Source organism: Pseudoalteromonas rubra (genome assembly GCF_005886805.2).
In the GTDB taxonomy this organism is placed as follows: Bacteria; Pseudomonadota; Gammaproteobacteria; order Enterobacterales; family Alteromonadaceae; genus Pseudoalteromonas; species Pseudoalteromonas rubra_D.
In genome coordinates, this window is the sequence record NZ_CP045430.1 from 278,339 (window position 1) to 298,897 (window position 20,559).

At 47.4% G+C, this 20,559-nt stretch carries 15 protein-coding genes; 8 read left to right on the forward strand and 7 right to left on the reverse strand.

Features of this window, described 5'->3' with window-relative positions; all coding sequences use genetic code 11:
• Positions 1-49: 49 nt before the first annotated feature.
• The 5 genes from CWC22_RS20525 to CWC22_RS20545 all read right to left on the reverse strand — a co-directional run bounded on the left by CWC22_RS20525 (position 50) and on the right by CWC22_RS20545 (position 8,562).
• The gene (locus tag CWC22_RS20525) at positions 50-1,714 is read right to left on the reverse strand and encodes a methyl-accepting chemotaxis protein (RefSeq protein WP_138537995.1); all 1,665 of its coding nucleotides are present in this window, start codon (positions 1,712-1,714) and stop codon (positions 50-52) included.
• A 27-nt stretch (positions 1,715-1,741) separates the two neighbouring features.
• The gene (locus CWC22_RS20530) at positions 1,742-2,563 is read right to left on the reverse strand and encodes a substrate-binding periplasmic protein (protein ID WP_138537996.1); all 822 of its coding nucleotides are present in this window, start codon (positions 2,561-2,563) and stop codon (positions 1,742-1,744) included.
• Between the two features lie 98 nt (positions 2,564-2,661).
• A complete protein-coding gene (locus tag CWC22_RS20535) occupies positions 2,662-5,247 on the reverse strand; it encodes a TonB-dependent receptor domain-containing protein (RefSeq protein WP_171045046.1) in 2,586 nt (861 codons plus the stop codon).
• A gap of 253 nt (positions 5,248-5,500) precedes the next feature.
• A complete protein-coding gene (locus tag CWC22_RS20540) occupies positions 5,501-7,369 on the reverse strand; it encodes a M6 family metalloprotease domain-containing protein (RefSeq protein ID WP_138537998.1) in 1,869 nt (622 codons plus the stop codon).
• A gap of 158 nt (positions 7,370-7,527) precedes the next feature.
• Positions 7,528-8,562, reverse strand: coding sequence for a tetratricopeptide repeat protein (locus tag CWC22_RS20545; RefSeq protein ID WP_138537999.1), 1,035 nt, complete (start codon positions 8,560-8,562; stop codon positions 7,528-7,530).
• Between the two features lie 540 nt (positions 8,563-9,102).
• Here CWC22_RS20545 and nudB point away from each other — a divergent pair.
• Complete coding sequence (gene nudB, locus CWC22_RS20550) at positions 9,103-9,543, forward strand: dihydroneopterin triphosphate diphosphatase (RefSeq protein WP_138538000.1); 441 nt, start codon at positions 9,103-9,105, stop codon at positions 9,541-9,543.
• Here nudB and CWC22_RS20555 read toward each other — a convergent pair.
• Positions 9,530-10,150 (reverse strand): class I SAM-dependent methyltransferase, encoded by a 621-nt coding sequence (locus tag CWC22_RS20555; protein ID WP_138538001.1) that lies wholly within the window; start codon positions 10,148-10,150, stop codon positions 9,530-9,532. The genes nudB and CWC22_RS20555 overlap by 14 nt on opposite strands.
• Positions 10,151-10,437: 287 nt before the next feature.
• On the opposite strand from CWC22_RS20555, the gene CWC22_RS20560 reads away from it, so the two are divergent.
• From CWC22_RS20560 to CWC22_RS20590, 7 genes are all read left to right on the forward strand, one after another.
• Complete coding sequence (locus CWC22_RS20560; RefSeq protein WP_138538002.1) at positions 10,438-11,547, forward strand: alanine racemase; 1,110 nt, start codon at positions 10,438-10,440, stop codon at positions 11,545-11,547.
• A 58-nt stretch (positions 11,548-11,605) separates the two neighbouring features.
• The gene (locus tag CWC22_RS20565) at positions 11,606-12,565 is read left to right on the forward strand and encodes a slipin family protein (RefSeq protein ID WP_138538003.1); all 960 of its coding nucleotides are present in this window, start codon (positions 11,606-11,608) and stop codon (positions 12,563-12,565) included.
• Positions 12,562-13,026, forward strand: a complete 465-nt coding sequence (locus CWC22_RS20570; RefSeq protein WP_138538004.1) for an NfeD family protein — start codon at positions 12,562-12,564, stop codon at positions 13,024-13,026. The genes CWC22_RS20565 and CWC22_RS20570 overlap by 4 nt, the downstream gene beginning before the upstream one ends.
• Positions 13,027-13,034: 8 nt before the next feature.
• Complete coding sequence (locus CWC22_RS20575) at positions 13,035-13,490, forward strand: GNAT family N-acetyltransferase (protein WP_138538005.1); 456 nt, start codon at positions 13,035-13,037, stop codon at positions 13,488-13,490.
• Positions 13,491-13,744: 254 nt separating this feature from the next.
• Positions 13,745-16,147, forward strand: coding sequence for a hybrid sensor histidine kinase/response regulator (locus CWC22_RS20580; RefSeq protein ID WP_138538006.1), 2,403 nt, complete (start codon positions 13,745-13,747; stop codon positions 16,145-16,147).
• The gene (locus CWC22_RS20585) at positions 16,140-17,372 is read left to right on the forward strand and encodes a hybrid sensor histidine kinase/response regulator (RefSeq protein ID WP_138538007.1); all 1,233 of its coding nucleotides are present in this window, start codon (positions 16,140-16,142) and stop codon (positions 17,370-17,372) included. Before CWC22_RS20580 ends, CWC22_RS20585 begins: the two co-directional genes overlap by 8 nt.
• A 264-nt stretch (positions 17,373-17,636) precedes the next feature.
• Positions 17,637-18,104, forward strand: coding sequence for a helix-turn-helix domain-containing protein (locus CWC22_RS20590; RefSeq protein ID WP_125557360.1), 468 nt, complete (start codon positions 17,637-17,639; stop codon positions 18,102-18,104).
• Positions 18,105-18,141: 37 nt separating this feature from the next.
• On the opposite strand, the gene CWC22_RS20595 is transcribed toward CWC22_RS20590, so the two are convergent.
• Positions 18,142-20,400, reverse strand: coding sequence for an ATP-binding protein (locus CWC22_RS20595; RefSeq protein WP_138538008.1), 2,259 nt, complete (start codon positions 20,398-20,400; stop codon positions 18,142-18,144).
• Positions 20,401-20,559: the final 159 nt, after the last annotated feature.

Sequence of the window (20,559 nt, forward strand, 5' to 3'; positions counted from 1 at the left end):
GATTTCACTTTCCTAACAGGTACATTGACATCCGCTGAGCTCCCTCATTTCAGATCTTAAAGCGATTAACGATAGCAGCCAGCTCGCCTGCCTTTTCACTCAGGTTAGTACTGACAGCTAAATTCTCAGTACCAATCGACACCGACTCTTTACTGTGCTGTGAAATAGAGTCAGTGCGCTCTGATACTTCCTTGTCAACGATGTTTTGCTCCTTGGTTGCATCAGCGATATGCTCATTGACACTGAGGATTTCATTGATAAATTGCACTATTTGTTTGAGCGACTCGGATGCAGAAGCTGCTTTATCAACGGTGGTCGCACTGTAACTTTTACTCGACTCCATTGCGCGTACCGCGTCTTTTGAGCCGTCAGTGAGTGTGTTGATCACACCCAGGATCTGAGATGCGCTTTTTTGCGTCCGGGTAGCCAGCTCTCTGACTTCGTCGGCCACCACAGCAAACCCTCGACCCTGTTCCCCTGCGCGTGCTGCCTCAATGGCCGCATTCAACGCTAACAGGTTGGTTTGTTCGGCTATTTCCTGAATAATGGATAATGACCCGGAGATCCCCTGAACATCCCCTTCCAACTTTGAAATCACGCTACTGGCCTCATCCAGTTTTTCGGCCAGGGTATTCACTGAGTTCATGGCTTCATCGACAGAGTGCCGGGTATCATTGGCGCTGCTATCGGCATTTTTAGCCGAGTTAGCGGCCTCATTGGCATTGCGGGAAATTTCTTCAGCAGATGCTGTCAGCTGAGTCATCGCCGTGGCTATCAGCTCAGTTTCCGTTTGCTGGCGCAGTAATATTGAGTTGATGTTGCCCGACGCTGTGGAGATTTGACGCGTTTCATCCACTACCTCATTGGTAAGCTTAGCCACCTTCTTGATGAGTTCATGGAGCTGCCCCAGAAAGATATTAAAATCCCGGCTCAGACTATCAAATTCAGGCACGGTAAAATCCGGGATCCGCACGGTTAAATCGGCATCTCTGGCGGCATAAATGTGAATGGTGTCTTCAAATTTAGACAAAGGTACAGTGATGCTTTTACTGATCATCAGACCTAACCCGGCAACCCCGAAAGACACCACTAAAGTAAACACCAGTATATTCGCGATGCTCTCATAGAGCCGTACTTCGTTTTCGTCTCGCATTGACTTAACCAGCGCATCTACATCGTCTGTGTAAAAGCCGGTGCCCACAATCAGATCCCATTTAGCGATATAAATGCTGTAGGCCAGCTTAGGCAGTGGTTCCGTCTTACCCAGCTTTGGAAAATAGTAAACCGAATACCCATCGCCCGTTTGCGCCGATGTAATGATGTCCCGTACCAGGTAATTACCTCGTTTATCCTGCAAGTCAATGAAGTTTTTACCAATACCCTGATCGCTGTCGCCCTGCATTACACGCGTTCCGTCGGGCTTAAAACCAAATAGATAACCAGTCCCGCTGAACTTAATATTCTTAAGCAATGCAATGGCTTCTGACTCGGCGTGGTCTCCCTGCATGAGTGGCGTCAGGACTGTTTTTGCAATTTCCAGATAGGCCTTTAGCTCCACGCGTTTCATCCGCATCATCTCTTTTCGGCTCAGGTCGACCTGCACTTCATTGAGCTTTTTGGCTTCCAGATACGTGATTAAGGTCACAACCGATGAAATGATGATCACGGGGATCAGTGACAACAAGATCAATCTGGATTTTATTTTGAGTTTCATGTGACTGAGCCTCTTCATTGCGCTGGTTTAAGAGCGCTCTTCAACTGCTTTACCTGTTTGTGGTGACGTATCGTAAATGGACTGTTCCTTGTTGTAGTGCTTCAGGTACTCTTGCAATATTTTGTCGTATGTACCGTCCTTTTTTATATCTCGCAATGTTTGCTCTACTTCCAGCCTGGTTTTATCCAGCGTGCGCGTTTTAGAAAACGCAATATAACTGGGTATCTCATATCGGTAGCTCGGTACCTCTGCAACCAAGTCTTCAATCCCCAGCTGTTTAATGATTTCGAGCGCCCCCAATCTGTTTATCACGACCACTTCAACGCGGTCCGCAAGGAGCAACTCAAAACTCTTTTTACCTGTATCCGTTGTAACCACGTTCTCAAACACCCCCTTTTTTAGCGCAGTGTCAATTTCGGAGCCGTAGCTCACTTTGTGCATCACCGCTATTCGATAAGGTGCCAATGAGTTAAGCCGGCCATCGAAGTGAATGTTGTTTTTTCTCAACGTAAACAAGGCAATTGATTGTTCTATCAGGAGTTCGTCCGCATAATCCAAAAAGGTCAGTCTCTGTGGGGTTTTGTAAATGGTGAAAATGCCATCATAGCGCCCAATCTCGACTTCTCTAATCGCTCTGCCCCAGGGCAGGATCTCAATTGTGTAGGGCTGCTCCATGCGCCTGAAAACCTCGCGCACTAATTCCACGGCTATGCCACTGGGACCATTTTTTCCCTGGAATTCATAAGGTGGATATTCCAGCGTGACCAGCTTGATCACCCGCTCTTCTGGCACACTGGCACCCAGCAAACAAAACATTATCAGAACATGAAACAGCCTGCGTATTATCATAGAGGCACGACTCTGTGCCAGGCTATATGCCACATAGCCAGGCAAGCAAACCTGACATTCAGTACGCGTTGCAGCACCCGCACACAGTTAGTCATAGATCAAAAGCTCAGCTGGATTTTTATATAGGCCCGGCGCCCCCGCGGATCGCCCGTTCTGGGGTCATAACTGCCGGCAATGGCCACATAAGGCGGATCTTCATCGGTTGTATTAACTATGCCTGCAATGAGCCGAGTTTCTGAGTCCTCTCTGACCACTTCACCTAGATTGACACTGTATTGCAGATCAATGGTGTTGAAAGAGCTGATAGATTCACCACTTACGTCATTTTCATAGCTGGCAACATGACGAAGATAGATATTTGCACTGTGCTCTCCGTCCGACCAGTTCATACCTATGCTGCCACGTAACCGCGGCGCCGGATTGCCGACCGTATTACGGTTGAGTTTACCCAGTCCATCACTGGTATTGCCGGATGCGTCCATTAAATCGTAGCTCAGCAGATAAGAGGCCTTCAGTTGTGGCCTAAAATCACCAAGATCCGTGCGATAAATGGTCGTTGCGCTGATATCCAGCCCGGAGGTATCAATCGCTTCTGCATTAATAAACTTGGTATTCACGATTGAAATGGTGCCCGCTGACGTACGGATCACTCGAGTCGGATCATTCGGATTCGCATTCACCACGGCCTGATGGCTCTCACGAGTAAGCACATCTTCAAAAGAAAAGTCCCAGTAATCTAAATCAACAGCAAGCTCGTCCAAAGAGAAGGATAAACCCAGATTAACGGCTTGTGAGGTTTCCGGCACCAGATCCGGGTCACCCACAGTTCGGTTACCACCAAAGGTTGTGGAGCCATCCTCCGGATCTGTGATGTTGGCAAAGTTGGTTTGTACCCCTTGTAACTGGTGAACAGAAGGGGCTCTGAAAGATGTACTGTAGGTACCACGGAACGAAAACAGGTCATTAGCAAGCCAGAGGAAAGACACTTTTGGATTGGTCGTATCGCCACCAAACTCACCATAGTCCTCATATCGCACCGCCGCACCAATTTCCAAATCCAGGGTCAGGGGCACCAATACCTCAGCAAACAGGGCTTTCACATCACGCTCACCGTAAAAATTCTGATTACCAATCAAAAAGGCAAAGCTGTCTTGCTGGGTAAAGGAATCATAGACATTATTGATAGACTCATCCCGGTATTGAAGGCCGAGCGCATAGCCAACATCTCCCCCACCCACATCAAACAGGGACTCTCCCGTTATCACGGCTTCGTAAACGCGCATTTCAGACTCTGCATCGCCCAGGTAGTCACCGATGATGAAGTCTCTCAGCAGCTCATTATCAGGGTCTTGAGGGTCAAAGGGGTTGAAGTAATAACACTCCCCTTGTCCAGCCTCAGCAGCGGTGGTGCCACTGCATTTTATTCCACCGAAACCATGCAAAGCAGCTTGAAAATTATCGGTAATGACATCTCTGGGGTTCAATATGGCGTCATTCGCTGCTGCAACAAATGAGAACTGCCAATATATCCCTTCGGTTAACTCGCCATCACCACCAAACGCAAACCGAGACGTCGTGTGATCGTAGTAGTTAATTTCGGTTGGTTTGCCTACGCCATAGGGGCGGCCGCGAAAAAAGATATCTTCGCCATAGGGGTTATCCGGGTGACTGGCAAGCACACTAGGCGCATTCAATACCGGAAAACTCGGTGAAACCTCACGGGTAATTTTGTTTCTGGCATAGCCAAATTCAGCCCACAAACGTGTTGTATCGCTCCAGTCCCAGGTAGCCCGGGCATAAGCCTGTAGTCGGTCTTCATTTGGAACCGCCGTGATTTGCGGGCCGAAATCAAACAGACAAAACGAGTTGCCATTGCTCCCTTCGGAAAAGATCCCCCCATTGGCCACACAATTTGGATCCGCAACCGTTAAGCCATTGGGGTTATTTTCATCAGCCATCGACGGAATAACAAAGCTGCCCGGGTTACCAAAGCTACTGGTTGCCGGCTGTAGCCAGTCGACCTCATCAAGCAACAAGCTTGAGCGCTCCAGAAAACTGACCGCAAATAACATATGCCCAGTATCACCGACATATCCGCCATGGGCAAAATCAATTTTGGTGTCATCCTGATCGCCATCGCTCCAGCGGGTTCGGTACTCGTATTGTAGCTCAGTGCCTTCCAGGTCATCCCGGGTAATAAAGTTGACTACCCCCGCGACCGCATCCGATCCATAAATGGCAGAAGCCCCATCTTTTAATATTTCGACCCGTTTAATCGCCAGCGTCGGGACCAATGAGGCAGTATCAACAAAACTGGCGCCCTGATCGGTCACTACCGCTGACGTAACTTGCCGGATCCCATTGAGTAGTACCAAAGTTGAAGAGACCCCCAAGCCCCGAAGGTTGACGTTTGAGGTTCCCACTGTGAAGTTTTGCGACAAGTTGTCTGAATTGTTCTGAGACCCGGCATTAAAAGGCAAAACTTCAATCAGGTCTCTGATGTTGTTCGCGCCGATATCGGTCAGGTCACTCAGTTCCGTGCTCGATATCGGAGAAGCGCTGTCAGATTGTATAGAACGCTTGATCCGCGTTCCTGTTACTGCAATCGTTTCAATAGCACTTTGATCTTTAACAGGTGTGTTGGTCTGTGTTTCAGCGACAGCCAACACTGGACAGAGTAGCATAGGCAGAGTCCGCAATAGCACGGATTGGACTCTGAGCGAGGAGTTGCACATGATTTCACCTTATTGTCTCTGACGGTAAACTTCTCAGGCTATGTGTCCCTGGAGTACAACTCCAACAGCATTTAATATTGCTGTTTTAATAATAGTCGCAGATTTCAAAGCCATGACAAAACTGGCGACTTTTTTTACCTGTTATAGCCAAAGCTTAACAGCTTGCCCAAGCCAGCAGCCCGGACAAGCTCACAACCTGTGTTTATTTACTCACACGCAACGTATAACTGCCAGCGCCAGAGTAGGAATACACAATAAATCGATAATAACCCGATGAGGCAGTGTAGTTGATGGACTCAGTAGACGTTGGTGTCTCGGATATGGCCACCTGTTGCCATCTGCCACTCAGCCACTTCTCTATTTTCAAATCGAAGTCAGCACTTGCCGGTCCGCTCAGGGTCAGCGCAATGGTGCCACCGCCATACTGAAACCAGCTACCATTTGGCTCTATCACACTTTGCTTGTCGCTCAGAGTCCCGGTATAGGTGTCCGGATCTGGCTGAGCCTCAGATTCAATGGTAAAAGAGATGGTTTGTGCCGGATCTGAAATATTGGTAATTCTGAGCCCCGAATCGCTGCCATTCCACCACAGTGCATTGGTACCGCGAGACGTTTGAGAGTTAGGTAAAGCATGGGTAAACTCTCCGGCCACATCGAACAAATCGCTCCCGTCACCGCGATTGCGCTTGTATTCCGGGTCCCGATTACCATCGCCATGTTCCATCTGAATATACGGATACCACTCATTGGAATTGCTGCCACGACTGTCGACGTGCCAGACAGCTAAGCCCTGATCGAGTTGCTCAGAATTCTGACCTGACTTATGGATGGCTTCGATATAAAAGGCTTCATTGCTGTTTGCCGGGTTGGTCCATTTATATGAAGTACCGCTGTGCGAGGTATGGCTTAATCGGCCTGATGGTGCATTCGAGTTAATGGCCGGGTTTAGCTCTGTGACTGTGTCCCAGCCAGCAATGGCCCGGAAATGTGCCACTGGTGGCGTCGGCTTGTAACGATTCGTAGTCCCGATCGCGCCGTAGCCCATCACACCAAAACTGGCGACAGAGCCTTCGGAGCTACCATCGTAGTCATAAAGATCAGGCCAGTTAGTGATCAGGTGCCCAGACTCGTGGACAAACGTACCAATTGCCAGACTGGCGCGCATATCTGTGATTTGATAGCGATCGGAGCATACCCCATCAGCGCAAAAACGTGGGCTAAGCCTCGCCATATGCGGCCATAACCCTTTAGACCAGGCACTGTCTGAGTTACCGGCATAAAAGATATTGAGGCCACGGATCTGTTTACTACTGTTTGTCGTTAACTGAGAGAAATCAAATCCCTGCTGATACTCCAGCCATTGTAATGCCTCATTGATGAGCTCCTGAGAACGCACCGTTGAGCTGAGGCTGGAATCGGCATAATATGCTTTGGTCTTTTTTGCCGTGTAATACTGAGTGACTGTATTCGTGTAATCCAGTTTATTGCCGGATACTGAGCGAAAGTAGCCACGGACCGACTGCGCATTACCAAACTCGTTATAATTAAGATCATTCAAAAAGCGCTCGACCTGAGCTTTTGAAATCGTTCCCCGCTCATCCGGAAAATCGATGATAATCGTCAACCCTTTTACCTGGCCACTGATCTCCTCAACACTTTGAGTCTCAAGCATCGAAGTGTGAAACGCCTCATGGCTTCCGAGCATACGTGCGCGCATTTTCTCAACCTGCGCAGCTCTGGCGGCATCCGTCAGCCCAGCCTGAGACTCACTGACTGTTTTTGCCGATATGTTACTCTGACTGCCAACCAGTATTTCGGTAGATACCAGCTCAGTGCCGTCATTACTGACCTTTGCATAAGCCATCCCTTTTAACGTTTCATCGTAGATCACCAAACGGCCGTCTGCGGTCCTTTGCTCTGCATAATAATCATTACCTTGCAGAAACAAGCTAATCACCTGACCGTCAGGCTGAGTGAATTCGTAAGGTGTATTGTTATAGGGTATTGCTGCCTGGGCAAGTGCAGCAACGCCCAGTGCACCAAAGGCAAACAATGATTGTAGTGTTTTCATAATTAAGTTCCTTTACATGTGAGTATTCCTTTTTCATATCAGCAGAGATATGAAAATAGGAACTTAATTATTAACCGCAAATTTACAACTGATCAAATTTAAATTTTCGTTACTATCTCATCAACAGACACACAAAGTGACACTGTTCCCATCTAACCCTAGCTCTGAGTTGTAGAGCTGGCACCGCGATTACACCACCGCTTTATCACAATGCGTCCGCCATCGGGCTTATTGATCTGCGTAGGTTGTTGCTTTGCTTTTGCCTTTCGCCAGGCTTCACTAATGGGCATATTGTTAAGCAGCTGAACGTATAGATCGACCGACGGAGTCAACTCTGAGCCTATCAGGGTGGGCATGGAAGCAATCAGCTTTTCTTGCGTAGTCGCTTGCAACTGCCGCTTTTCAACCACTGTATCAAATACAGCCAATTGCCATTGATAAAAGTCACTGAATACCGTCTGGCCACTGGCATTTACCTGAACAGCAACCGATGCCTTAAAACGCAAAAAGCCGCCCCAGTCTCGTAAATGGATTTGAGTATTCAGCAAATTCAGGCCGGTACCGGCCGCATGGCCAAATTGCTCAGTCTCGGAATGGAATAAAAAAGCGCGAATGTACATCAGCTGGGCATTTCGATAGCTGCTGCTGTCAAAGTAAAGATTGCCCAGATTGTTTTTAATATTGGCAATTATCTCTCTATCATCCGAGAGCATCATTGCTTCTTTCAGTATGCTGGTTGCCTTCTTGTGTTGTCCTGTAAATCGATAAACCACTGCCAGGTTGTTGGCTATACGTGCATATTGTTTCTCGTCGGCAACATAATTCAGCGCGCATTTGTTTAACTGCTCAGCATACTCGTAATCATGCATGCGACGATGATAAATCGCGACTGAACCAATAACATGAATATGCTCTCCCTGTAAGTATGCCTGCCACGAGTTCCGGCTCAACTGCGCGATAATATCAGACACCGCATCATAGTCGTGGGCCCGAACGCCCGATTCAAGCCCGGCGAGGTAAACCTGTAACAGGCCTTTGCTTGGCTCCGTCGGCAATTTATCCTGCGCCTGATGAAACAGTGCAACCGCCTGAGCCGGGTTTTTATCGTTCAACTCTTTCAACTGGTTAAGCGTTTTAAACAGCTCCGCTGGACTTAAAGCGACAGCGGCGGAAAACAACAAGCTTGTGAGCATAAGTCAGTGACACCTAATTACATTCTGGTTAAGCATGGTACAGATACAATTAATATACCAGAGAACAATTTCCAGGCAGATTGGTCAGCATTAATGCAATCCGCTCAAATAAGCCACAAAAAACCAATACAAAAAAACAATATATGTTAACAACGGTTGCGTTTTACATTTGAACCCAGTAGAGAAACAAGATAAGAAGCAACTAATTTTACTGGTAAAAAATAGGCAAAAAACACAAATATAAAAATATTAATATGAGAATTCTCATTTTCTTGTTTACATTTGGAAAACACTGCGATAGCATGTGGGTGTTCCTTAGGGCATGACTCATCACACAAGTCATTCCAATTGAACTCCCGAGAAGTAGAGCTTACCAACAAGGATGTTGGTTTATTGGGTATTTCCTGGCACAGTTTTTGTTGCTATTGGAGGTTAGGCAGGACATTTCCTGCCTTTTTTTTTGCTTTGCTCCCGGCCCATTTTACTTGCCAACATGGCTTGTATTTGGGTAAATTTGCTAAAAACAGCATGACTAATACCATGACACTCAGACACCCCCACTCCGTACTCGTCATCATTTATAACAGCCACAATGAATTCTTACTGTTGCAACGTGCCGATGACCCTGATTTCTGGCAATCCGTTACGGGTGGAATTGACCCCGGAGAAGCGCCCATTGAAACCGCATACAGAGAACTACTAGAAGAAACCGGTATTAACGCCAAAGCACTTGGGCTGAGTATTCAGGACCATCAAAAATGCAATCAATACACCATCAGAGAGCAATGGCGGCATAGGTATATAGCGGGTGCGAATATTAACACTGAGTATGTATTTAGTATCTGCGTGCCGGCAAACTGTGACGTGCAGCTCGCACCTGGGGAACACCTGGCTTATCGCTGGCTCACCCAGCAACGTGCTGCTGAGCAAGCCTGGTCAAGCAGCAACAGCCAGGAAATTTTGTCTATTAAGCTGGCTTAAATAGGAGGGTTTGCCAGGTAATGGATGCCCGGCCCTGCGCATCCTCTTCAGGCTCGGTGACTTCAAGACAAGTTAAATCGGCTTTTTGTGCAATATCCAACAAGTAATCCACAGCGCAATTTTGCATACCACGTAATTTAAGTACTTCTTCATCATTACAGTGGCGCAGCTTAATCACCAGCAGTCCTTTAGGGCTTAGCAAGTGACGTAAGGTCAGCATCGCTTGCTGGCCTGAACTGGATTGCAGATAGTTAAATACAGAGCTCACCAAAATCACATCAAAATTCTGGTGATTCTTGCGAACTTTATACAAACAAGGTAGTTCATCCTGATACCAGCTGATCGGCATGTCTCGTGTGTAGGCCTGCCCCAGGCGGTTTAACGAACACACGGGCTCTACTGCCACAACCTCAGCCTGCTCCGCCTGTTCAGCAAAAAACTTTGCGTCTCTGCCTGCTCCGGCGCCGATATCCAAAAACTTTAGACCCGATTCTTCCATTAAAGGGGTAACAAATTTTAGCCATGAAGCATGCAGCAGTTCAAAGCGGTAAGACTGATACAATTTCGCTAATTGTAATGCGTTGTCTTCATAATATTGCATAGGCATAGTTGCTACGCTCCAACTAATGTCACTTGTTCCTGATTCAAAACCATCATAGACAATAATCAAGGCACAATTATGACAATTTGGTTAAACATAGCTGAGATTCAGTGATGATTAACACTTTGATTTAGGGACAAATGCGTATACATTGGTTGCCACACCTCAGTGTAAATACACAGTGTTTACCAATACAAGTAACCTGGGTCCAGAACATCTGAAAACATGCAGGGATTAGTCCCTTTATAAGCCGAAGTAGTTTGCGTCAGTGATCCATTACACAAGGAGTTTTTATGTCACTCAATGCTTTACACACCCCCTGTTTGTTACTGGAAAAAAAGAAGCTGCTAAACAACATTGAACGGCTCAATAAACATTTGTCACAGTTTGAAGTTACATTGCGACCGCACCTCAAAACCCTAAAGTCAGTAGATGTTGCGCGCCATATGTTGGCGGATCAATCAGCTCCTTGCACAGTTTCGACTCTCCAAGAAGCGAGGCAATTCGCTCAGGCTGGTTTTAAAGACATTACCTATGCAGTGGGGATCAGTGAACATAAACTTGTGGAAGTTCTGGACATACAAAACCAGGGAGTCACTTTACATATTCTTCTGGACAGTTTTGAGCAGGCACAGTTTATCCATGCCTTTTGCCTCGAAAATGACTGTCAGCTCAGTTGCCTCATAGAAGTAGATTGCGATGGCAAACGCGCCGGTGTCAAACCCAGAGATCCGCAACTGATTGCGATTGCTAAAATCCTGGACTCATCCGGACTGTTTACAGGCCTTCTGACTCATGCAGGAGGTTCTTATGACTGCCATAGTTTGGATGAAATTCGTGCTATGGCGCAACAGGAGCAACGCGCAGTGCAAATAGCGGCCGATACACTGCGCTCGCAACACATAGACTGCCCCGTCGTCAGCGTCGGTTCCACACCAACGGCTTTACTGGGAGACGGATTTGAGCACATAACAGAAGTACGCGCCGGGGTATATGCCAGTATGGACCTGGTCATGGCAGGACTAGGCGTGTGTCAACCGCAAGACATTGCATTGAGTGTGCTCACCCGGGTGATAGGCCACAATCGCGAAAAAAACTGGTTGATCCTCGACGCTGGATGGATGGCACTGTCGCGCGATTTGGGGCTTGCATCGCAGCCATGCGGTTACGGACTGGTATGTAATGGTGAGGGCGACGTTTTGCCCGGGCTGTGCATCACTAGTGTTAACCAGGAGCACGGCATTGTGGCGCTTCCAGATACACTCGACACTAGCCACTTTGCAATCGGTACTTTATTACGTATTTTGCCCAATCATGCCTGTGCTACCGCTGCTCAACACCAGGGCTATCACGTCATCTGTGATGATGAAGTGGACTACTGGCCACGCTTCTCTGGCTGGTAATGGTCCACTTTCAGCATTGTTGCTATAGTAAATAAATGGATATAAATAAGGAATAAACATGGACCCAATTACGCTCATTCTCGATTACCTGCTAACGGTTGAGGCGTTTCTGCTCATTTTTATCATTTTTGTGCTCAAAGGGAGCATCAAATTTGTCCCACAGAATCGCGCCTGGATAATAGAAAGATTTGGTAAATACCAGTCGACCAAAGAGGCTGGCCTGAACTTTATTGTGCCTTTTATTGATCAGGTCTCTGCCGATCGCAGCCTCAAAGAACAAGCCGTTGATGTTCCCTCTCAGTCAGCCATAACCCGCGACAATATCTCTTTAATTGTCGACGGCGTTTTGTATTTTCGAGTGCTGGACCCCTACAAAGCCACTTATGGCGTTGACGATTACATCTTTGCCGTCACTCAGCTGGCCCAGACAACGATGCGTAGTGAGCTGGGTAAAATGGAACTGGATAAAACCTTCGAAGAGCGGGATATGCTCAATACCAATATTGTCTCTGCTATCAATGCAGCATCCGACCCCTGGGGTATTCAGGTACTTAGATATGAAATCAAAGATATCGTGCCCCCCAACTCAGTGATGGAAGCGATGGAAGCACAGATGAAGGCCGAACGTGTTAAACGCGCACAGATACTGGAGTCAGAAGGTGACAGACAGGCAGCCATCAATGTCGCCGAGGGTAAGAAGCAAGCCCAGGTACTGGCCGCAGAAGCAGAAAAAGCTGAGCAAATCCTAAAAGCCGAAGGTGAGGCAAAAGCCATTATTGCCGTTGCAGAAGCCCAGGCAGATGCCCTCAGAAAAGTCGGTGAAGCGGCCAACACAGAGGAAGGACAAAAAGCCATCCAGCTTGATTTGGCCAGTAAAGCCATTGTCGCTAAAGAAGCCATCGCCCGGGAATCATCAGTCGTACTGCTTCCTGAAAGCGGCACTGACCCCAGCTCTCTGGTTGCACAGGGCATGTCTATCATTAACAGCTTGAATAAGAAACAAAAGGAGCAACTGTGACACTCTTGGTTGAGCACCTGAGTCAGATCCTGATTGTACTCGGATTACTGGCCTTAATTGTTGAAGTTGCCGTGCTGGGCTTTGCCACCTTTGTGCTGTTTTTTCTTGGTCTGTCACTGGTCCTGAGTGGCCTGATGATGTCAGTGGGTTTACTGGACGCAACCCTGATGAATGCGCTGTGGGTCAATGCAGTGCTCACAGCGGCACTAGCCGGCTTATTGTGGCAACCGCTCAAGCGCATGCAGGCCAAAACACAGAGCACAGAAGTGAACAGCGACTTTGCTGATATCACCTTTACACTCAGCGAAGACCTCAACGAGCAAAGCCAGCTCACCCATGCTTACTCGGGGATCACCTGGCAGCTAAAATGCGAAACGCCCATTGCAAAAGGCACCACAGTCAAAGTGGTCAAAAAAAGCGTTGGGGTGTTATGGGTGGCAGCGCAAGAGCGCCAGGATTAGACAATACAATGCACATAAGACCCGCAGAGCTCGGGGATTTAGATACCCTCAGTCAGATTTGTATGGAGGCTTTTAACACCGCGCTTGCAGCAACATTGTCGAGTGAGGGCTGTGACACCTTCAGGGCTGTTGCCTCGCCAGCAGCCCTGGCAACACGATTGGCGGAAGGCAACCAGATATTAGTTGCCGAAATAGCTGAGCAGACCGTGGGCATGATTGAGTTAAAAGCAGGCCGGCATATCGCGATGCTGTTTGTCTCACCGTCTGCACAGCGCAAGGGCATTGGCAAAGCCCTTGTTGCGACAGCACTTAAACTAGCTAAAGAGCCCAAGGTGACCGTGTCGGCGTCACTGCCATCCGTAGCCGCCTATCACAGCTATGGCTTTACACTGGCCGGAGAGATTGCAGAGTCTGGCGGCCTTATTTATCAGCCAATGGAAGTCAGATTAGCTGAGGCCCATTAATTGCGGTCAGGTATTCGCCCAATAGGTTTGCGAGTATGAACACTGTGAGTCGTTATAATCAGTCGCCTTTATCACTTCCTATGCCGACTAACCGGCTATTAGTGGATCAGTCTGCCCAGCTGATTTCACGTCAAAAATTACAGCGTCACTGATCTCAATATTCATCCCCTTGTGAGCGAATACATGCAAATCACTGGTCGTTTTTGTTGATCATTCACTACACTTTAAGTTCAGTACGTTAAGTGGGATCTAATATGTTCGACGAAGACACGCTCCTGTTTGGCTCAGATGACGAGCCTGAAGAGTCACCTAGCCTGCCACCCTGGAAAATCTTGTTAGTCGATGATGAAGAAGACATTCATCAGATCTCCAGGCTAGTGCTGGAACAAATGGAACTGGATGGCCGGGGTGTTACCTTTCTCAATGCCTACAGCGGCACTCAAGCGCAACAGGTTTTGGCAGAGCATGATGACATCGCCCTGATTTTGCTCGACGTCGTGATGGAAACTGCCGAAGCAGGTCTGGATTTTGCCAAATACGTACGTGAGGAGGCGCAGAATCATAAAGTGCGTATTATTCTGCGTACCGGTCAACCAGGCATGGCGCCGGAATCAGACATTACACGGGAATATGATGTTAACGACTACAAAACAAAAACGGAACTGACCAGCAGCAAGCTCAAAGCCTCCGTGTTAGTTGCTCTGAGAACCTATTCGCACCTGGATAAAACACAGCAGGTACAATCCGGGTTAGACAAAATCATCACCTGTACCAATGCCCTGCTAAGCGACTCTGAGCTGGCTGAATTTGAACTGCGGGTATTTCAGACCCTGACAGAAACCTTGCCGCTAAGCCAGCAATTTGAGCCTGCCCCCATGAGTGTGTTTGTTGTCAAACTGGACCTTGGCACCGACGCCTTTGAGCAGCTTTTTCCTCAGGAGGACGTTACCCTCACCATACCAGAATCCGTGAAAACACAGTTCATCGCGCAATATAATGCGCAGTCAGAACGCAGTGCCATATTAGAAAACTATGCCGTGTTATTTCTGGGAGATAAGGCAGACGGCTCTCCTATTTTTGCCATTGCCTGCTACAGCAATCCAATCGAGGCGCAGGAGGCACAACTTTTACTGAACCTGGGCCATAATTTAGGCATTGCCTGGCGCAATACTCAGTTGCAGGAAAGGCTCAGCAACAATAATATTGAGTTAGAGAGCTTAGTTGAGGAACGTACCGCAGAATTACAAGCGGCACGGGAGCGCGCAGAACAAGCCAACCTGGCAAAAAGCATGTTTTTATCAAACATGAGCCATGAGATACGTACACCACTCAATGCGGTACTGGGTTTTGCCCAGCTGCTCGAACGGGCAAAAGATCTCAATGTCAGCCACAAAAACACCATGAACAAAATCATCAGAGCTGGCAACCATTTGCTGGACATAATCAATGACGTGCTGGATATCTCGAAGATAGAAGCCGGCTCTAGCAAACTCAACCCCGTTGACTTTGAGCTCAATGCGCTGCTGGAAGATTTGGGGAGCATGTTCAAACTCAAGTGTGAGCAAAAACAACTTGCCTGGCAATTAGACAGCACACTGAGTGAACCGACCGGGGTTCATGGAGATCAGGGTAAACTACGGCAGGTACTTATCAATTTACTGGGTAATGCAGTCAAGTTTACGGACAGTGGCACCATTAAACTTCGCTACACGCAACCAAAAGCAGGTTTACATCGCTTTGAAGTACTAGACACCGGGCCCGGTATCTTGCCTGAAGAACTGGAGAACCTGTTTAATAGTTTTACGCAAGGCAGTGCAGGCGTAGAGAAAGGTGGCACCGGGCTTGGGCTGTGCATTTCGTCCAGACAAGTAGAAATGATGGGAGGTAAGCTAGAGGTGAGTTCAGAGCCCGGCAAAGGCAGCTGCTTTTCTTTTACTTTGCCACTGCAAGCTGCACAGATAACCACTACCCACACTCAAAAACAGACATTACAGCAGATAAGTGTGCGGGCGGACAAAACACTGCGCGCTTTGTGTGTTGATGATGTTGCTTACAACCGCGAAATACTTGGCCAAACACTTGCGGCATGCGGTATTGAGGTCGATTATGCTGAGGATGGTAAACAAGCCATTGAGCTCATTCAAAAAAGCGCCTTTGACATTGTTTTTCTGGATTTGTTAATGCCCGTCATGCGTGGTGATGAGGCCGTCGTCGTCATTCGTAATGATCTGGGTTTGTCTGAACTAAAATGCGTGGCCATTTCAGCCTTTAGCTTACATCATGAAGTACAGCATTATCTCAGTATTGGTTTTGACCAGTTTATTGGTAAACCCTATACAATCGAACAAATTTTCGATTCATTGTTATCTTTCTTCCCGGAACATTTTGAAAGCGCTAAGTTAACAAGCTCTTCGTCTCCAGATAGCGCGCCATCAGATGAGATTACACTTGCCGATTATTCGTTGCCCGCTGAACAACGGGCCCAGTTAATAAGTTATGCTCAGGTCAATAACAGCTCTCGAATTAAGCAAACACTCAAAGAAATTGACGCACAACAGCCAAATAACAGGCAGCTTACGAAATACTTGGCTAAATTTATAAGTAGGTTTGATATGACAGGCTTTATTGCAGCGCTCGACGAGGTGCAAGATGGATGATGATGCGGTTTCACTGAACAATTGCAAGATTCTAATTGTTGATGACAAGGCTGAAAACCTTGAGTTACTGACTGACTTTCTGGAACCCGAAGGGTACGAAGTCGCATTCGCCACTTCTGGTAAAGAAGCCATCAATATAGCAACCATTTTCCTCCCTCATTTAATTTTGCTCGATGTGATGATGCCTGGCATCGATGGGTTTGAAACCTGCCGTCGACTCAAATCTCTTGGCAAAGTTAAAGAGATCCCGGTTATCTTTGTCACGGGTAAAAGTGAGCTCAGCGACATCGTCGAAGCATTCAGTGTGGGCGCCGTAGATTATGTGACTAAACCCATACGGCAGGAAGAGTTGCTGGCACGCGTGACAACTCACCTGCAGCTACAGGCTCTGATCAATTTACGTGACGAGCTCATTTCAACACTCCGAGATAAAACCCTTGAACTGGAAAAGCTCTCCAAGCTCAAAGAGCAACAACTTGAAACTTCTCAGCATTTTAGCCATATTGGCGAGCTGGTTGGAGAACTTACGCACGAGCTAGGCACGCCACTCAGCGTCGTCAAAACCGCTATCTCGCACTTGAATGAAAAACAGCAGGAGCTTGCGCTGCAAGTGCAAAAACAATCTCTGGTCAAGCAAGAATTAAACGCCTTTATTGATAACACAGCACAAAGCTGTGAAATTGTGCTCTCCAGCATGGACAATGTCATGCACCTCATAGACAGCTTTAAGCACATTGTTGTGGGCGAATTCAGTGGCACAGTCTCAGAGTGTAACTTGCATGATTACCTGCACAATATCCAATATGTTCTGACACCCAAATTAAAACGCACACCGCATACGGTGTCTATCAACTGCCCACAAACATTGCACCTTATTTCTGATACTGGCGCGCTGTCTCAGGTCATCATCAACTTAATCAATAACGCGCTTATCCATGCTTTTGAAGACAATGTCGCCGGTACAATTGATATCCACGTCGAACATCAGGACGGCAACATAGCCCTGTATATAAAAGATAACGGTAAAGGCATTGAATGTGAGAGGACCAGTAAAGTCTTCGATAAATACTATACAACACGCGTCGGTACAGGCGGCAGCGGCCTTGGTTTATATATCGTCAAAAAGCTGGTTGAAACCCGGTTGAAAGGCAATATTGCTTTATCCAGCCAACCCGGAGAAGGCACGGTATTTAGTATTGTGATCCCGCAAACGTTGGAAAACTAATCCGTGTCTGGCTGTTATCTACCCAATGGGCTGTCAAATTCGTAACTACTGCCAAGCCATAAATAGGTCGGTGTACTTAAATTCGCAAATAATATTATACTGTGAAGACAATGTTCACTAGTTAGTGGCACAGAACAAACATATCACCCTCTACTTAACTTATTGAAATATATACTTTGTCATTGCTATGTCGTTACGCTGACGTACTCTGTCGACGAGAATATGCGTAAAACAGGTGGCAGAGCAGCAAATGGGAAAACAATAATGATTATCAGGAAATTCAGATTACAACGCGGTTGGTCGCAGGAGCAGCTGGCAACGCTTAGCGGATTGAGTGTTCGTACCATTCAGCGAATTGAGCGCGGTCAGAGTCCCAGCCTGGAGTCATTAAAGTCATTAGCTGCTGTTTTTGAAACTACTGTTGCAGATCTCAAAGAGGAGCCGGATGATATGAGCCATGAAACGATAACCCATCAGGAACAACGTATCATAGAGCAGGTACGCGCAATTAAAGATTTTTACTCGCACTTAATTACCTATGTTGTAGTCAACAGCGGGCTTTTTGCCATAAATATGTTTACCAGTCCTGATTATATCTGGGCCTTGTGGCCTGCACTCGGTTGGGGTATAGGGCTGTTCAGTCACTGGGCAAGCGCATTCGAAGTATTTGACCTGTTCGGTGCAAAATGGGAGAAGCGCCAGATTGAAAAACGCTTGGGGAGAAAGCTCTGAATAAAGACAAATAGACCCAATCGCCGCCTGGTCTCAATTATGCCTGACCTGCGGCTTTGTCCACCAGCATTTTGAGCATTTCTGCTTGCAATAAGTCAGCCTGAATGGGCTTGCTGACATAACCACTCATACCACAAGCCAGACACGTTTTTCGCTCACCCTGCATCGCATTGGCAGTCAGCGCAATGATAGGTAAGTCCCGACAAGCTTCCAGCTCCGGATGAGTTCGAATATGCCGGGTTGCTTCATACCCGTCCATCTCTGGCATCTGACAATCCATCAAAATCAAATCAGGTAATCCATGTTCTGGCATTTCCCTCAGCATATCCACGGCTTGCTTACCCGACTCAGCCAGTTGCACTTCCACTTCCCAGGCAGCAAGCATCTTACTTGCAACCACCTGATTTATTGGATTATCCTCGGCGAGTAAAACACGCACACCCCGCAAAGGTGACACCCCATTAGCAGGTTCTGGCGAGTTAGGTTTATACTCATCTGTAAACATCTGTACCAAATCTTTGGCTGTGACTGGGGGGTAAACCACTGTAATCTGATGCTGAGCAAAAACAGGGTCATGTTGGATTTCGCATAGCATATTACATAGAGCAAGGATCCGCCGTTTACCCGGCAGATGGCTAAGCGCCTCAATCAGTTTATGTTGATACGATGAGTTGCTCAGATCCGCTACCAGTATGTCATGAGTCAACTCTGTTTTAAGTGGTAACATTAATGTTTGTGGCTGGCACCCCAGTACTTCGAGCTGCCTGCACAGGATGTTTGCCAGCCGGGACTGCATAGACAACACCGCCACCTGAGCGTTCTCAGGGGGGATCCCCCTGCCCCATATGCCGCCCTTTTGCGCCTCAACCTGAAAATGAAAGCGAAAATGTGCACCTGGCTCCGTACTGTCAACCAGTTCAATATCGCCATTCATTAACTGACACAGTTGTTTGACGATAGCCAGCCCCAGTCCGGTCCCCCCATATTTGCGCGTTGTGGACGCATCACATTGACTGAATGAACTGAACAGCTTGTGCCTGACTTCAGGTTTTATGCCTATCCCAGAATCAATAACGTCACACTGCAATACTGTAACCGGATGGCTGACGGCTGTGACATCCACTTCATCACACTTCACGATAAGCTGGAGTGTACCTGACTCTGTAAATTTAACGGCATTACTCAATAAGTTGGTCAGGATCTGGCGTGCCCTGATCGAATCAAGACGCACAAACCGGTGCTTTAGCCCATGACAGTCCACCAAAAGTGTGAGCTGTTTTTTGTCTAATGGAATGGCAAATGATTTTGCCACTGAATCAACCAGCTCATAAAGGTCAACGGAGTCCAGGGAAATCTCCAGTTTGCCAGATTCGATTTTAGAAAAGTCCAGAATATCGTTAATCACTCCCAGCAATGAATGCGCGCTGGCGTCTGCCAGTTTGGCATATTGTTTTTGCTGCGCATCCAGGTCGTGACTCAGCAACAGGTTCAGACACCCAATCACGCCGTTTATTGGGGTGCGGATCTCATGACTCATATTGGCAAGAAACTCTGATTTCATCTTCGAGTGTTGCTCGGCGCGTTGCTTTTCCTGCTGTAGCGCCTGATTGGACTCCAGTAACTGGCGCTGAATCTCGCGGTTTTTGGCATTTCGATATTCTCCGGTCATGATCGCAAATGCGAAATTAAACACCAATTGGCTCATAAATAGAGACACAACAAACAGCTGAGCCTTTAGAGTGTGATCTTGCTGGAGGCTGGTAGTCCCGGGGTGAGATAAAACATCAAACGCTTTTCCGAGCGCAAAAATAGTAACAAACCCCAGACTCAGACTGATCAGGACAAAAGACTTTGCATAACGAGGTCGGCCAAAACGATACAAACACGCCCAGATCCAACCTGAAGTGATGGTCAACGTGAGCATCCCCAGGATCAGCCGTGACGCGTAATTTGATATGACGTAAGTAAAGATACAATGGATGAACAAAAACGCCGCAAAATAACAGCTGATTTGACGTAGCGGCACCGTTTTTTCACACGCATGGTAGCAGCCAATCAACACCAGTACTAAAGCAGCCTGGCCAAATAAGTTTGGCAACAAAAACCGTACACTCAATGACAGCTCATTTTGCACCCCGAACAATATCATGCTCAATGCCAGACAGATGGGAGACAACGCCCAGTAAAGCGTCGCCTTGACATCTCGGTTTGCCAGCCACATAAACACCAAGGCCAGCGCTGAGGCAACCACCCCGGCACCAGCCATCAGCAGTAGAGAAGGTGTAGATAATTGCACTGCTCGCTCGACAGGGAGCCGATGTTACTGCGCAGCTCCACTAAAATTAACGGATATTCAAAACTCTAGAAGACAGAAGCAGGGTTGTAAAGTCAGTGAAAAAGCCCATTGCAACTACTGTCAGGCGCTTTGATCTATCACAATGTCATGTGGCCTGGG

Bases quoted from the DNA above. Each gene is read 5' to 3' on its own strand.
- CWC22_RS20530 (WP_138537996.1), bottom strand. From the start codon at position 2,563: ATGATAATACGCAGGCTGTTTCATGTTCTGATAATGTTTTGTTTGCTG.
- CWC22_RS20555 (WP_138538001.1), bottom strand. From the start codon at position 10,150: ATGCCTATGCAATATTATGAAGACAACGCATTACAATTAGCGAAATTG.
- CWC22_RS20540 (WP_138537998.1), bottom strand. From the start codon at position 7,369: ATGAAAACACTACAATCATTGTTTGCCTTTGGTGCACTGGGCGTTGCT.
- CWC22_RS20545 (WP_138537999.1), bottom strand. From the start codon at position 8,562: ATGCTCACAAGCTTGTTGTTTTCCGCCGCTGTCGCTTTAAGTCCAGCG.
- CWC22_RS20560 (WP_138538002.1), top strand. From the start codon at position 10,438: ATGTCACTCAATGCTTTACACACCCCCTGTTTGTTACTGGAAAAAAAG.
- CWC22_RS20535 (WP_171045046.1), bottom strand. From the start codon at position 5,247: ATGCTACTCTGTCCAGTGTTGGCTGTCGCTGAAACACAGACCAACACA.
- nudB (WP_138538000.1), top strand. From the start codon at position 9,103: ATGACACTCAGACACCCCCACTCCGTACTCGTCATCATTTATAACAGC.
- CWC22_RS20525 (WP_138537995.1), bottom strand. From the start codon at position 1,714: ATGAAACTCAAAATAAAATCCAGATTGATCTTGTTGTCACTGATCCCC.
- CWC22_RS20590 (WP_125557360.1), top strand. From the start codon at position 17,637: ATGATTATCAGGAAATTCAGATTACAACGCGGTTGGTCGCAGGAGCAG.
- CWC22_RS20565 (WP_138538003.1), top strand. From the start codon at position 11,606: ATGGACCCAATTACGCTCATTCTCGATTACCTGCTAACGGTTGAGGCG.
- CWC22_RS20580 (WP_138538006.1), top strand. From the start codon at position 13,745: ATGTTCGACGAAGACACGCTCCTGTTTGGCTCAGATGACGAGCCTGAA.
- CWC22_RS20585 (WP_138538007.1), top strand. From the start codon at position 16,140: ATGGATGATGATGCGGTTTCACTGAACAATTGCAAGATTCTAATTGTT.
- CWC22_RS20575 (WP_138538005.1), top strand. From the start codon at position 13,035: ATGCACATAAGACCCGCAGAGCTCGGGGATTTAGATACCCTCAGTCAG.